Source organism: Pseudomonas sp. FG47, assembly GCF_057809115.1.
The window spans coordinates 53,615-66,627 of sequence record NZ_JBMDJI010000003.1 but is presented as its reverse complement, the minus strand read 5'-3'; the positions used below and the strand labels follow the sequence as shown (position 1 = coordinate 66,627).

Genomic DNA, 13,013 nt, shown 5'->3' with positions numbered 1-13,013 from the left:
ATGGCATCCGTGAACAACGCCCATGACGACGACGCCGACGCGGCCGTGGACAGCATCAACATCACCCCGCTGGTGGATGTGCTCATGGTGGTGCTGGTGATGTTCATCCTCACCGCCACCGCGCAGGTCTCGGGGATCCAGGTGCAGTTGCCCAAGGCCAGCGCCTCGGTGTCGCTGGCCCAGCCCAAGACCAAGGCGATCTCGATCAACGACGCAGGCCAGGTGTTCCTCGACGCCTACCCAGTGACCTTGCAGGAGCTCGAGGACCGCCTGCGCAGCGAGAAGGCGCGTAATCCGGACTTCCCGTTGATCGTGCGCGGTGACGCCGGGGTGCAGTACCAGAAGGTGGTCGAGGTGCTCGACCTGTTGCGTCGCCTCGAACTGGCCCAGGTCGGGCTGGTGACCGGCAAGCCGAACCAGGGGTGAGGGCGAGTATGCAAGCTAAAGCCAATCCCCGTCGCCTGCTGACCTGGGCAGTGCTCGCCGTGGCTGGTGTCGGCCTGGCCTGGTTGCTGTGGCAGTGGGCCAATGACATGGCCGGGGTGCGCCGCGAGGCGCCCAAGGTGCCGGCGATCATCCCGCTGCCACCACCGCCACCACCGCCGCCGCCCGAGCCGCCGAAGGAGCCCGAGCCACCGGTGGAGGAAAAGATCGTCGAGCCGCAACCGGTGCCGGAGGCCGAGGAGGTCAAGCCGGCCGAAGAGGCGCCGGATCCGGCCCAGGACCTGGCCGATCCCATGCAGATGGACGGTGACGCGCAGGCCGGCAGTGACAGTTTCAACGTCGGCGCCGGCAAGGGTGGCGGCATGGCCGGCGGTGGCGGCGCAGGCCTGGGCAGCGGCACCTACAGCCAGTATCTGGCCTACGCCTTCCAGCGTTTGCTGCGCGAGAGCCCCGAGCTGCGCAACCTCGTTTTCAACCTGCAGGCCGAGATCTGGCTCAGCGCCGCCGGGGAAATCACCCGGGTCGAGCTGCTGCGCGGCAGTGGCGAGCCTGAGGTCGATACCCAGGTGCTCGCCGCCCTGCGCGCCGCCCGCGCCCTCGACCAACGTCCGCCCGCCAGCCTCACCTTGCCGGTGAAGATCGCCCTGCAGGGGCGCCGGCCATGAATAACGCAACCGCACAGACCAACAGGAGTTGCACACCCATGAAGTGCCCAGTGAACCGATTGACCCTGGCGTTCGGCCTGCTGGCCGCCGCCACCGCGGTCGGTCCGGCCGTCGCCCACGCCGCGCCGTCGGAAAACGCGACCGTCAACCTGATTCGCCTGTTGGTGGAGCAGGGCGTGCTCAAGCAGGACAAGGCCGCTGCCTTGATTGCCCAGGCCGAGCGCGAGGCCCAGCAGGCGCGTGCCGCCAGTAGCGCGCCAATCGTCGCCCAGGCCCCGGCGGCCAACGGCGAGGTGCGGGTGCAGTACGTGCCGGCCATCGTGCGCCAGCAGATCCGCGACGAGATCAAGGCCGAGGTGCTGAACACCGCCAAGCAGGAACAGTGGGCCGCGCCCAATACCTTCCCTGACTGGGCTTCGCGCATCAGCTTCGACGGCGACCTGCGCCTGCGCGGTGAATCGCGCTCGTACGCCGACAGCAACAGCAACGAGATCGTCGACTTCGCCAAACTCAACGAAAAGGGCCCCTACGACGTCAACCCCAACAGCAGCTCGAGCCTGCCGCCACTGCTCAACACCCGCGAGGACCGCGACAGCATCCTGCGCCTGCGCGCGCGTTTCGGCCTCAAGGCGCAACTGGCCGAGCACTGGGTGGCGGGCATTCGCATCGCCACCGGTTCCAACAATAACCCCGTGTCGACCACCCAGAACCTAGGTGGCGGCTTCGGCAAGAAAGACCTCTGGCTCGACCAGGGTTACCTCAGCTGGAGCCCCAGCGAGCACCTGACACTCACCGGCGGGCGCATCGCCAACCCGTTCATGTCCACCGATATCCTGTACTCCCACGACCTCAACTTCGATGGCCTGGCGGCGATCTTCGACCAGCCGGTGAACCCTGACCTCAGCGTGTTCGGCACCGTCGGCGCGTTCCCGGTGCAGTACAGCGACGACAACGCCACCAGCAATGGTTTCGACAAGGAAGACAGCGACAACAAGTGGCTGTATGGCGCCCAGCTCGGCGCCAAGTGGGCGATCAACGAGCACAACCGGCTCAAGGGCGCGGCCGCCTACTACCGCTTCGACGATATCGTCGGCGAGCGTTCAAGCCCTTGCGCGCCCTGGGATGGCCAGCCCGGCTGCGACACCGACGAGACCCGTCCGACCTTCATGCAGAAGGGCAATACCCTGTTCCTGCTGCGCGATATCACGCCGAACCCGGCCAACCCGGCTGCCACGGCGCAACCGCAGTTCGTCGGCATCGCCTCGGAGTTCGAACTGCTCGACCTGAACCTGGTCTGGGACAGCGACCTGCCGCATGACTTCAAGCTGCGCAGCCAGGCCAACTACATCCACAACCTGGCCTACGACGAGGGTGAAATGCGCAAGCGCTCGGCTGGCCAACTGGCCAACAACGTCGATGAAAACGGCAACATCAAGAGCGGCAGCGATGCCTGGATGTTCCAGTTCACCCTGGGCAACGCCCTGGACATGCGCAAGGCGGGCGACTGGAACCTGTTCGCCGGTTACAAGCGCATCGAGCCCGATGCCTTGCCGGACGGTTTCAACGACTCCAGCTTCCACCTGGGGGGCACCAACGCCAAGGGTTATTTCCTCGGCGGCAACTATGGCTTGGCCGACAACGTCTACGCTACAGCGCGCTGGCTGAGCAGCGAGGCGGTCTACGGCGCGCCGTTTGATATCGATGTGCTACAACTTGAAGTCAACACGCGTTTCTAGGGAAGGAGCACGGGCATGAACAAGGGAGCTTACCGCCGTCGCTGTACCTGGCTGGTGCTGGCCCTGGGCGCAAGCCTGGCGGCCCCGGTGTCGGCCGACACCCTCGAGGAACGCTTGCGCGCCCAGCTGCGCAGCACCACCCAGCAACTCCAGGCACTGCAGAGCGAACAGGCCCAGGCCAGCGCCGCGCGCCAGGCCGCCGAGCAGCAGCGCGATGCCGCCCTGGGCCAGGTGCGCGAGCTCACCGCGCAGTTGGCCAAGGCCCGCGGCCAGAGCGAGCAACTGGCCGGACAGCAGCAGGCCGTGCACAGCCAGGCCCAGGCCCTGGTGGCCAGCAGCAGCGCGCAACTGCACAAGTACAAACAGGCTTACGACGAGCTGCTGGGCATGGCCCGGGCCAAGGAAAGCGAGCGTGCCGGCCTGCAGGCACAACTGGCCGAGCGAGAGGGCCAGGTGCAGCAGTGTCAGGCGCGCAACCAGCAGATGTACGGGGTGGCCAAGGACATGCTGGCTGCCTACGAGAAGGTCGATATCGCCGATGTGATGAAGATGCGCCAGCCGTTCGCAGGCGCTGCCCGGGTGCGCTTCGAGGAGCTCGCCCAGGCCTATGGCGACAAACTCTACGAAAGTCAGTTCGACGCCCCCAAGGGCGTGACCCAGTGATGTTTTCTCAACGCAAGGAAGTAAGCACATGACCGCAGTCACCCTGATCGAAACCGTTAGCGCCGACTCCCTGACCCAGCTGCTGCAGGACGCCGGCTGCCGGGTCAATCGCACCGAACAGAACGCCGTGGTGCAACTGCTCAGCGCCAGCCAGGGCGTAGGCTATGCCGTGCGTTTCGGCAACCGTGCCGTGGGCAAGGAGGGCGAGTTCCTCGACTTCACCTTCAGTTGCGCGCTACGCATCCAGGGCGAGCTGCCGGCGGGCCTGGCCGAGCACTGGAACGCCACGCGCCGTTTCGCCCGCCTGTCGGTGCAGGGCGAGTTCCTGGTGATGGAACAGGACGTGGTGGTCGCCGACGGCGTCAGCCAGCAGCACCTGCTGGGCAGCCTGGTGCTGTGGGACCGGTTGCTGCAGGAACTGATCGTCTACCTGCGTGACTACAGCCGCAACGTCGCCGACCAGCAGCCCGCCCAGGTCGGCGCAGACCAAGAGCGCGCCTCGTGACGGCGCGCGCTTTCTGGGCCAGCGCTGGCGCGCTGGCCGTGGTCGCGGTGGCGGTCGCCCTGGCCTTGCGCCCGGGCGCTGAACCGGTGGCGGCGGCGCGCTCGGCGTCCGTGCAGGCCACCAACGATACCGGCCCGGCCTTGGCCAGCCTGGGGCAGCAGATGGTCGGCAGCGGTGAGCTCAAGGCGCTCATTGCCCAGTTGCCCGAAGATGCCCGGGCCAACCTGCGTGGCGATCGTCCGGCCCTGGAGGCGTGGATCCGCGCGCGCCTGGCGGAAAAGGCCCTGTACCAGCAGGCCGAAGCCCAGGGCTGGTTGCAACGGCCCGAGATCCAGGCGCAGACACGCGCGGCCACCGAGCAGATCGTGCTGCGCGACTACCTGAGCTCAGTGAGCCAGGTGCCCGACGACTACCCTAGCGAGGCTGAACTCAAGCAAGCCTACGAGGCAGGCAAGGCCGGGCTGCAATTGCCGGTGCGCTACCGCTTGAGCCAGATTTTCCTGCGCCTGGAGAACCCCAGGGATGACGAAGCGGTGCGCAAGCAGGCCCAGGCCCTGGCCAAGCAGGCCCAGGCCAGCGATGCCGATTTCGCGGCGCTGGCCCGCGAGCACTCGCAGGATGCCGGCACTGCCACCAAGGGCGGCGACACCGGCCTGCAAGCCTTGGCGCAATTGTTGCCCGAGGTGCGTGGGGTGGTGCCCAGGCTCAAGGTTGGCGCGGTCAGCGAGCCGGTGCAGAGTGCGGCGGGCTATCACATCATCAAGCTGGTCGAGCAGCAGCCGGCGCGTGCGGCGACGCTCGAGGAGGTCGCCCCGCGCCTGCGCCAGGTGCTACGTGCCCAGCGCCAGGAACAGGTGGCCAAGGCCTATGTCGAGGGCATGTTCGACAGCGCCACCCTGAGTATCGATGGCGCGGCGCTCAACCAGGTACTCGAGAGCAGCCGCTGAACCTCAACAACCATGGATGAATCGGGCCTGCCCAGGCGGGCCCGCGGGAGGCGAGGGATGCCGATCGATCTGTCCCGGGGGCGACCCCCGGAAACTGCCATGCCTGTCGTTCGCTCCCAGGTGCCGTTGGCCCTGGACGAACAGACCCTCAACTGTTTTCTGGTCACCGCCCGTTGCGGCTGCTTCATGCAGGCGGCGCGGCGGCTGAACCTCAAACCGGTGGTGTTGCGCAAACGCCTGGCGGCGCTGGAAGCGCGCCTGGGCTACAGCCTGTTCGTCAACCGCAACAACAACCCGATGCTCAGCCAGCAGGGTGAACGCTTGCTGCTGGTGCTGCAGGCCCGTGAGCCTGCGGTGCCGGTGCAGTTGCCAGAGGAGGAGGGCGCCAGGGTGCGCCTGGCGGTGGCCGAGCCGCTGTTGCAGGACCTGCTGGGGCGCAACCTGATCAACTTTGTGCGCCAGCATGCGGGCATGCGCCTGGAGGTGGCCACGCTCGACGGCTGTCAGGTGCCGCGGCAAGGCGCCGACATTGCGCTCTGGCTGGGCGACTTGCAACCGCCTAGCAGCACCCAGGGTGGCGCGCCCGAGGCGTTGGCCACGCTGGACTATCTACCGCATATCGCCAAGCGCTACGCCCGCGAGGCGAATCGGCCGAGCAGCCTGTCCGACTTGCAGGACTACATGCTGGTGCAGTGGCAGGGGGAGGTCGGCGTCGAGGCGCTCAGGCCTTGGCAGGCTCTGCTGCAGAGCCGTAGCGCCGGGGTGACGCAGATCCAGGATTACGAGATGTACTGCCAGTTGATCAAATGCAGTGCCAGCGTGGGCTTGCTACCGCACTATGCCGGGCACCTGGACCGTGGCTTGCTGGCATTGCCGGGGTTGTTCCGCGAGCCGATGCGCCGCCGGGTATGGTTGGCGGTCAACGCCGATACCGAGGGCGACCCCTTGGTGCAGGTGATGCTCGCGGCGATTCGCGCGGCGTTCGACGAGCGTCGCGAGTGGTTCCGATAGCTGGGCTGGCACCCATGACGAAATCAGCCAGGCGCATAGCTGCCATGGACGGTTTCGGCCAACCCGGCCGCGTAGGAACCAGCCTTGCTGGCGAAGCAGGCGACGCGATGGATGGCCCGGCGAGGTGGTCAGCCGGCCTTGCGCAGGGTCAGGTTGATCCGTCGCTCGCCCATGCGCGGGTGCACCCCCGGCTTGATCGGCAATACCCCATGAAAGCGCAACCGGTCCTCACCGCCCCACACCAGTACATCGCCATGGTTCAGGGCGATGCGCTGGGCGCGGTCGGCGCGCTGCAGGCCGCCGAACAGGAACACCGCCGGCAACCCCAGGGAAATCGACACGATCGGCTGCCCGTAGTCCTGCTCGTCGCGGTCCTGGTGCAAGCTCAGGCGTGTGCCGGGCAGATAATGGTTGACCAGGCAGGCATCCGCCTCGAACCCCTCGAAACCGGCCAACGCCGCCGCCCGCGTGGCCAGTGCCAGCAGAATGGGCGGTAGCGCCGGCCATGGCTTGCCACTGAGCGGATCCGTGGCGCTGTAGCGGTAGCCCCCGGAATCGCTGACCCAACCCAATGCCCCGCAATTGCTCAGCGCAACCGCCATGTGCTGCCCGCCCGGCGTGCGCATGTGGCGAAATGGCGCCGCGCGCAGCACCGGGCGCAGGGCGTCGAGCAGGGCCTCAAGCTCGGCCAGGGCGAAGCCGGGCAGCAGCACGGTATGGCTGGCCAGGCGTTGCGGCTGGGGGCCGAACAGGTCGAGGTCGGACTGAATCATGGCGCGCATCAACAGAGCGGATGTCGAGCATTCTATCCTTTCCAGGGGATGTTTCATGAAATTTTAATTAGTCAGCTAATCAAGTCTTTGACAATTACTGCCTAGGCAGTAATATTTGTACACAATTATCCGGACAGGTCCCCATGTCTCATTTCACACCGGAAAACTTCCAGACTTGCACCATCGGCATGCTGCTCGGTCGCGCCGCGCTGCTCAAGGACCGCATCCTCGACTGCCACCTGGAGGCCGATGGCGTCACCGCCGCCCAGTTCAAGGTGTTGGTTATCGCTACCCAATACCAGGTCGACACGCCCGCCGAGCTGTGCCGCTACCTGGGCCTGGACAGCGGGTCGATGACGCGCATGCTCGACCGTCTCGAACAGAAGGGCCTGGTGCTGCGCAAGCGCTGCCCCGACGACCGTCGCCAAGTGCGCCTGGCCCTCACCGCCGACGGCCAGCGCTTGGCCGATCGCCTGCCTCTGGTGGGGGCGGCGGCGATGAACGAACTGGTCGGCGTGCTGCAGGCTGAAGAATTGCAGGCCCTCGAGGGCCTGCTGGCGAAGATCCTGCTGCACGCTGGCGACCCCCTGACGATCCGCCGCTTCGCCGATCGTTGATCCTAAGCCACTCTTTTCCAAGGTATTGTCATGGCTACTCCCGCCGACACTTCCCCCCCGGCCGTCGCGCCGGACAACACGCGCAAGCGCAAGGCCTGGCTGTTGGCCCTGCTGCTGCTGTTAATCCTTGCCGGGGCCGGCGCCTGGGCCTGGTACAGCCTGATCGGGCGCTGGCATGAAAGCACCGACGACGCCTATGTCAACGGCAACGTGGTGGCGATCACCCCGTTGGTGACCGGCACTGTCACCAGCATCGGCGCCGATGATGGCGACCTGGTGCATGCCGGCCAGGTGTTGCTGCAGTTCGACCCGGCCGACAGCGAAGTCGCCTTGCAGGCGGCCGAGGCCAAGCTGGCGCGTACCGTGCGCCAGGTGCGCGGGCTGTACAGCAACGTCGATTCGCTCAAGGCGCAACTGGCCACCCGCCAGGCCGAGCTGCAAAAGGCCCGGCAGGACTACAACCGCCGGCGCATTCTCGCCGACAGTGGCGCCATCGCCGCCGAGGAAGTGTCCCATTCGCGCGATGACCTGAGCGTGGCCGAGGCCGCCGTCAACAGTGCCCGCCAGCAACTGAACACCAGCACCGCCCTGGTCGACGACACCGTGGTTTCGTCGCATCCCGAAGTCATGGCCGCCGCCGCCGACCTGCGCCAGGCCTACTTGGACCATGCCCGTACCACCTTGGTGGCGCCGGTCACCGGCTACGTGGCCAAGCGCACCGTGCAGTTGGGCCAGCGCCTGCAACCGGGCAGCGCGACCATGGCGGTGATCCCGCTGGATGAGGTGTGGATCGACGCCAACTTCAAGGAAACCCAGCTGCGCGACATGCGTATCGGTCAATCGGTGCAGATCAGCGCCGACCTGTACGGCAGCGAGGTCACGTACAACGGTACCGTCGACAGCCTTGGCGCCGGCACCGGTAGCGCCTTCGCCTTGCTGCCGGCGCAGAACGCCACCGGCAACTGGATCAAGATCGTCCAGCGCGTGCCGGTGCGTATCCACCTCGACCCCGAACAGCTCAAGGAGCACCCTCTGCGCATCGGCCTGTCCACTGTCGCCGAGGTCGACCTGCACGACCAGAGCGGCCCGGCCCTGGCTCAACAACCGCCGCAGCAGGCCAGCTACACCACCCAGGTGTATGACCGCCAGTTGGTCGAAGCCGACCAGCTGATCGCCCGTCTGATCCACGACAACAGCGCCGCCGGCAAGACGGCCCAGCGATGAGCCAGCAGGCAGCCGCGCAGTTCACCCCGCCGAGCCTGCTACTGACCACCATTGGCCTGTCGCTGGCGACCTTCATGCAGGTGCTCGACACCACCATCGCCAACGTGGCGTTGCCGACCATCTCCGGCAACCTTGGCGTGAGCTCGGAGCAGGGTACCTGGGTGATCACCTCGTTCGCGGTGAGCAATGCCATTGCCTTGCCGCTGACCGGCTGGCTCAGCCGGCGCTTCGGCGAGGTCAAGCTGTTCATCTGGGCCACGCTGCTGTTCGTGCTGGCCTCGTTCCTGTGCGGCGTCGCCCAGTCGATGCCGGAGCTAGTGCTGTTTCGCGTGCTGCAAGGGGTGGTGGCCGGGCCGTTGTACCCGATGACCCAAACCCTGCTGATCGCCGTGTATCCGCCAGCGAAACGGGGGATGGCCCTGGCGTTGCTGGCGATGGTCACGGTGGTGGCGCCCATCGCCGGGCCGATCCTCGGTGGCTGGATCACCGACAGCTACAGCTGGCCGTGGATCTTCTTCATCAATATCCCAATCGGCCTGTTCGCCGCTGCCGTGGTGCGCCAGCAGATGCGTGCGCGGCCAGTGGTCACCAGCCGCCAGCCGATGGACTACATCGGCCTGCTGACCCTGATCGTCGGGGTCGGTGCGCTGCAGGTGGTGCTGGACAAGGGCAACGACCTGGACTGGTTCGAGTCGTCGTTCATCGTCATCGGCACGCTGATCTCGGTGGTGTTCCTGGCGGTGTTCGTGATCTGGGAACTGACCGATCGCCACCCGGTGGTCAACCTGCGCCTGTTCGTGCACCGCAACTTCCGTATCGGCACCCTGGTCCTGGTGGGCGGTTATGCCGGTTTCTTCGGCATCAACCTGATTCTGCCGCAGTGGCTGCAGACGCAGATGGGCTACACCGCGACCTGGGCGGGCCTGGCGGTGGCGCCGATCGGCCTGCTGCCGGTGCTGATGTCGCCGTTCGTGGGCAAGTACGCGCACCGTTTCGACCTGCGCGTGCTGGCCGGGGTCGCCTTCCTGGCGATCGGCACCAGCTGTTACATGCGTGCTGGCTTCACCAACGAGGTGGACTTCCTGCACATCGCCCTGGTGCAGCTGTTCATGGGGATCGGCGTGGCGCTGTTCTTCATGCCGACCTTGAGCATTCTGCTCTCGGACCTGCCACCGCAGCAGATCGCCGACGGCTCGGGGCTGGCGACCTTCCTGCGCACCTTGGGCGGTAGTTTCGCCGCCTCGCTGACCACCTGGATCTGGATCCGCCGGGCCGACCAGCACCATGCCTATTTGAGCGAGCACATCAGCAGTTTCGATCCGGCCACCCGGCAAACCCTCGAGCAGTTGGGCGGTGCTGGGCCGCAGGGGTACGCCAAGCTGGAGCAGATCCTCAACAGCCAGGCCTACATGATGTCGACGGTGGATTACTTCACCCTGCTGACCTGGGTGTTCGCCGGGTTGATCCTGCTGGTATGGCTGGCCAAGCCGCCGTTCACCGCCAAGGCCGGCCCCGCCTCGGCAGGCCACTGAGCACAGGCGCCAGCAAGGCTGGCGCCTGCAGTTACTCATTGCTCCTGACAGTTCTTTTCCCCTAGTCTTGTAGGTCTATTCCACGTTACTTGGAAGACTCATGGACAGGGTTATCGTCATCACCGGCGCCAGCCGGGGCATTGGCGCCGCCACCGCGTTGCTGGCGGCGCAACAGGGTTACCGCATCTGCATCAACTACCACGCCGATGACCATGCCGCCGAGGCGGTGCTGGCGCAGGTTCGCGCGCTGGGCGCCAAGGCCATCGCCGTGCGCGCCGACGCCAGCGTCGAGGATGAGGTGGTGCGCTTGTTCCAACGGGTCGACCAGGAGCTGGGCAGGGTCACCGCGCTGGTGAACAACGCCGGCACCATCGGCCAGCAGAGCCGGGTCGAGGACATGTCCGAGTTCCGCTTGCTCAAGGTAATGAAGAGCAATGTGGTCGGCCCGATTCTGTGCGCCAAGCACGCGCTGCTGCGCATGGCCCGGCGCCATGGCGGGCAGGGTGGGGCGATCGTCAATGTGTCATCCGTGGCCGCACGCCTGGGCTCGCCCAACGAGTACGTGGACTACGCCGCATCCAAGGGCGCGCTGGATACCTTCACGGTCGGCCTGGCCAAGGAAGTGGCGGGCGAGGGGGTACGGGTCAACGGTGTGCGGCCTGGCTACATCCACACCGGCTTCCATGCCTTGAGCGGTGATCCCGACCGTGTCACCAAGCTCGAGCCGGGCCTGCCGATGGGGCGCGGTGGTCAACCCCAGGAGGTGGCCGAGGCCATCCTCTGGTTGCTGTCGGACAAAGCCTCGTATTCGACGGGCAGTTTCATCGACCTCAGCGGTGGCCGTTAGCCCAGCAGCGTGTTGACCCTGTCGACCAGGTCGGGCAGCTCGAAGGGCTTGAGCAGGACCTGGGTGCGCGGCGGCAGCCTACCGTCACTCTGCGCAGCGCTTTGGTCATAGCCGGTGATGAACAGTACCGGTAAATCAGCAAACCGGGCACGGCAGCGCTCAGCGACTTGCCGGCCGCTGAGCCCCGCGGGCAGGCCAATGTCGCTGATCAGCAGTTGCGGTACATAGCCGCTTTCCAGCAGCTCCAGCGCGGCGGGGCCATGTTCCGCGCATTCGACACTATGACCGAGCTCTTCAAGCACATCGCCGATGACCAGGCGCAGCGCGGCCTGGTCTTCGACCAGCAGGATCCGGGCTGCGGCGCGTTGCACCTGGGCGCGCGCCTCGCCAGGCGGACGCCGTGCGATGGGTGTTTCGCCGTGGCGCGGCAGGTACAGGTCGACCCGCGTGCCAGCGCCCGGGCTGGAGGTGATCTGCAACTGACCACCGGACTGGCGCACGAAGCCATAGGTCATCGATAGCCCCAACCCTGTACCCTGGCCCAGCGGCTTGGTGGTGAAGAACGGATCGATGGCTTTTTCCTGCACCTCTTGCGTCATGCCGCGACCATTGTCCTGGACGCTCAGGCACAGGTACGGGCCGCAGGGCAGGTCGAGGGCTAAGGCTGTGCTGTCGTCCAGCCAGCGGTTGTCACACTTGATGTCGATCATGCCGCCGGCCGGCAGGGCGTCCCGGGCGTTGATGCACAGGTTGAGCAGCGCGCTTTCCAGTTGCGGCGGGTCGATGAAGGATGGCCATAGCTCGGCATCGCACTGCACCTGCACGCTGATGGCTGGCCCGACACTGCGATGGATCAACTCCTCCATGCCCTTCACCAGTTGGCCGACAGCCGTGGCCTGGGGCAGCAAGGTCTGGCGCCGGGAGAAGGCCAGCAGCCGGTGGACCAGCGCGGCGGCGCGCCTGGCCGAGTGCCCGGCAGTGTCGAGCAGGGCCGGGATCTCGGCCAGACGCCCCTGTTCCAGGCGTTGGCGCAGCAGTTCCTGGGCGCCGAGCATGCCGCCCAACAGGTTGTTGAAATCGTGGGCAATGCCTCCGGTGAGTTGGCCTACTGCTTCCATTTTCTGCGCTTGGCGCAGGGCGTCCTCGGCCTGGAGTCGACGTTGCTGCTCATCGACCTGGCGGGTGACGTCGTAGATGAACAGGTAGGCCCCGGTGATCCTTCCGCTGCTCTCGCGTAGCGGGTTGAAGCGCAGCTCGAAATGGCGCAGGCGGGCACCACGGCCGTACTCGATGGTCTCGATGTAGCTTTCGCCAGCCAGTGCCCTGCGCCACATGGCTTCAGATCGAGCACGCTCTGCGGGGAAGTTGGCGAGGCATTCGGGCAGGCTATCGCCAGCTTTGAGGCGATGCCCGAAGAGGAATTCGAAGTCTTTCACCGCACGATGGTTGACGGCCAGCAAGCGCAGCTCGGTATCCATCACCTGTACACGGGCCACGCTGTTCTCCACCAGCTCGGCGAACAGGCCGCGCTCGGCCAAAGCCTCGGCAACCCGCTGTTCGAGCTGATCATTGAGTTGTTGCAGGGCGTCTTCGGCACGCCGCCGCTCAGTGACATCCTTGAACAGTACCGCCACTTGGCGACGTTCGGCTGGCTCGATACGGAAAGTGGTGACCGACAATACCCTGCCAGTGGCCACCAGCTCCTGCTCGAACTGCAGCGGCTCGCCCGTACGCAGAACCGAACCGTAGCGCGCGACCCAGCCGTCGGCCTCGTCGGGCACCATTTCCCGAAGCTTCTGCCCGACCACATTGGCAATGCCGGCATGGCGAGCGTAGGCGGCGTTGGCCACTAAATGCACATAGTCACTCAACGGACCGTGGGGGCCATCGAAGAACTCGATGACGCAGAACCCCTCGTCCATGGTGTCGAACAGGAAACGGTACAGGTTGTCGTCGCTTTCCCGCTGGGCCAGGCGGGACTCGAGTTCGGCGTTGCGCTGGCGCAACGCGAGGATTTCAGGTTCGGGCATGCAGGGGTCCGGGGCTGAG

The 13,013-nt window shown here is 66.3% G+C and carries 13 protein-coding genes; 11 read left to right on the top strand and 2 right to left on the bottom strand.

Going from position 1 to position 13,013, the window contains the following annotated elements; all coding sequences use genetic code 11:
• The 7 genes from ACODS5_RS04555 to ACODS5_RS04525 all read left to right on the top strand — a co-directional run bounded on the left by ACODS5_RS04555 (window position 1) and on the right by ACODS5_RS04525 (window position 5,971).
• A complete protein-coding gene (locus ACODS5_RS04555) occupies window positions 1-426 on the top strand; it encodes an ExbD/TolR family protein (protein WP_011534002.1) in 426 nt (141 codons plus the stop codon).
• 8 nt (window positions 427-434) lie between these two features.
• Complete coding sequence (locus ACODS5_RS04550) at window positions 435-1,109, top strand: TonB family protein (protein ID WP_489108053.1); 675 nt, start codon at window positions 435-437, stop codon at window positions 1,107-1,109.
• A gap of 38 nt (window positions 1,110-1,147) precedes the next feature.
• Window positions 1,148-2,845 (top strand): putative porin, encoded by a 1,698-nt coding sequence (locus tag ACODS5_RS04545; RefSeq protein WP_134689619.1) that lies wholly within the window; start codon window positions 1,148-1,150, stop codon window positions 2,843-2,845.
• Window positions 2,846-2,860: 15 nt separating this feature from the next.
• Window positions 2,861-3,508 carry a DNA repair protein gene (locus tag ACODS5_RS04540; RefSeq protein WP_489108052.1) on the top strand — a complete coding sequence of 216 codons (648 nt, stop codon included), beginning with the start codon at window positions 2,861-2,863 and terminating at the stop codon, window positions 3,506-3,508.
• A 28-nt stretch (window positions 3,509-3,536) separates the two neighbouring features.
• Window positions 3,537-4,013 carry a YbjN domain-containing protein gene (locus ACODS5_RS04535; RefSeq protein WP_489108051.1) on the top strand — a complete coding sequence of 159 codons (477 nt, stop codon included), beginning with the start codon at window positions 3,537-3,539 and terminating at the stop codon, window positions 4,011-4,013.
• On the top strand, window positions 4,010-4,960 hold the full coding sequence (locus tag ACODS5_RS04530) for a peptidylprolyl isomerase (protein WP_489108050.1): 951 nt from the start codon (window positions 4,010-4,012) through the stop codon (window positions 4,958-4,960). Before ACODS5_RS04535 ends, ACODS5_RS04530 begins: the two co-directional genes overlap by 4 nt.
• Window positions 4,961-5,059: 99 nt before the next feature.
• The gene (locus tag ACODS5_RS04525; protein WP_134689615.1) at window positions 5,060-5,971 is read left to right on the top strand and encodes a LysR family transcriptional regulator; all 912 of its coding nucleotides are present in this window, start codon (window positions 5,060-5,062) and stop codon (window positions 5,969-5,971) included.
• Between the two features lie 128 nt (window positions 5,972-6,099).
• Here the strand turns inward: ACODS5_RS04525 and alkB are convergent, their stop codons facing one another.
• Window positions 6,100-6,744: a DNA oxidative demethylase AlkB gene (gene alkB / locus ACODS5_RS04520; RefSeq protein WP_489108049.1), complete on the bottom strand. Its 645-nt coding sequence runs from the start codon at window positions 6,742-6,744 to the stop codon at window positions 6,100-6,102.
• A gap of 143 nt (window positions 6,745-6,887) precedes the next feature.
• On the opposite strand from alkB, the gene ACODS5_RS04515 reads away from it, so the two are divergent.
• From ACODS5_RS04515 to ACODS5_RS04500, 4 genes are all read left to right on the top strand, one after another.
• Window positions 6,888-7,361 (top strand): MarR family winged helix-turn-helix transcriptional regulator, encoded by a 474-nt coding sequence (locus ACODS5_RS04515; RefSeq protein WP_134689613.1) that lies wholly within the window; start codon window positions 6,888-6,890, stop codon window positions 7,359-7,361.
• Between the two features lie 30 nt (window positions 7,362-7,391).
• On the top strand, window positions 7,392-8,585 hold the full coding sequence (locus tag ACODS5_RS04510; RefSeq protein WP_489108048.1) for an EmrA/EmrK family multidrug efflux transporter periplasmic adaptor subunit: 1,194 nt from the start codon (window positions 7,392-7,394) through the stop codon (window positions 8,583-8,585).
• Window positions 8,582-10,117 (top strand): DHA2 family efflux MFS transporter permease subunit, encoded by a 1,536-nt coding sequence (locus ACODS5_RS04505; RefSeq protein WP_489108047.1) that lies wholly within the window; start codon window positions 8,582-8,584, stop codon window positions 10,115-10,117. The genes ACODS5_RS04510 and ACODS5_RS04505 overlap by 4 nt, the downstream gene beginning before the upstream one ends.
• Window positions 10,118-10,217: 100 nt before the next feature.
• A complete protein-coding gene (locus ACODS5_RS04500) occupies window positions 10,218-10,964 on the top strand; it encodes an SDR family oxidoreductase (protein ID WP_489108046.1) in 747 nt (248 codons plus the stop codon).
• Here the strand turns inward: ACODS5_RS04500 and ACODS5_RS04495 are convergent.
• Window positions 10,961-12,994, bottom strand: a complete 2,034-nt coding sequence (locus tag ACODS5_RS04495) for a PAS domain-containing protein (protein WP_489108045.1) — start codon at window positions 12,992-12,994, stop codon at window positions 10,961-10,963. The two genes, ACODS5_RS04500 and ACODS5_RS04495, sit on opposite strands and share 4 nt — an antisense overlap.
• Between the last annotated feature and the right edge of the window lie 19 nt (window positions 12,995-13,013).

Bases quoted from the DNA above. Each gene is read 5' to 3' on its own strand.
- ACODS5_RS04545 (WP_134689619.1), top strand. From the start codon at position 1,148: ATGAAGTGCCCAGTGAACCGATTGACCCTGGCGTTCGGCCTGCTGGCC.
- ACODS5_RS04535 (WP_489108051.1), top strand. From the start codon at position 3,537: ATGACCGCAGTCACCCTGATCGAAACCGTTAGCGCCGACTCCCTGACC.
- ACODS5_RS04525 (WP_134689615.1), top strand. From the start codon at position 5,060: ATGCCTGTCGTTCGCTCCCAGGTGCCGTTGGCCCTGGACGAACAGACC.
- ACODS5_RS04495 (WP_489108045.1), bottom strand. From the start codon at position 12,994: ATGCCCGAACCTGAAATCCTCGCGTTGCGCCAGCGCAACGCCGAACTC.
- ACODS5_RS04550 (WP_489108053.1), top strand. From the start codon at position 435: ATGCAAGCTAAAGCCAATCCCCGTCGCCTGCTGACCTGGGCAGTGCTC.
- ACODS5_RS04555 (WP_011534002.1), top strand. From the start codon at position 1: ATGGCATCCGTGAACAACGCCCATGACGACGACGCCGACGCGGCCGTG.
- alkB (WP_489108049.1), bottom strand. From the start codon at position 6,744: ATGATTCAGTCCGACCTCGACCTGTTCGGCCCCCAGCCGCAACGCCTG.
- ACODS5_RS04500 (WP_489108046.1), top strand. From the start codon at position 10,218: ATGGACAGGGTTATCGTCATCACCGGCGCCAGCCGGGGCATTGGCGCC.
- ACODS5_RS04540 (WP_489108052.1), top strand. From the start codon at position 2,861: ATGAACAAGGGAGCTTACCGCCGTCGCTGTACCTGGCTGGTGCTGGCC.
- ACODS5_RS04515 (WP_134689613.1), top strand. From the start codon at position 6,888: ATGTCTCATTTCACACCGGAAAACTTCCAGACTTGCACCATCGGCATG.
- ACODS5_RS04505 (WP_489108047.1), top strand. From the start codon at position 8,582: ATGAGCCAGCAGGCAGCCGCGCAGTTCACCCCGCCGAGCCTGCTACTG.
- ACODS5_RS04510 (WP_489108048.1), top strand. From the start codon at position 7,392: ATGGCTACTCCCGCCGACACTTCCCCCCCGGCCGTCGCGCCGGACAAC.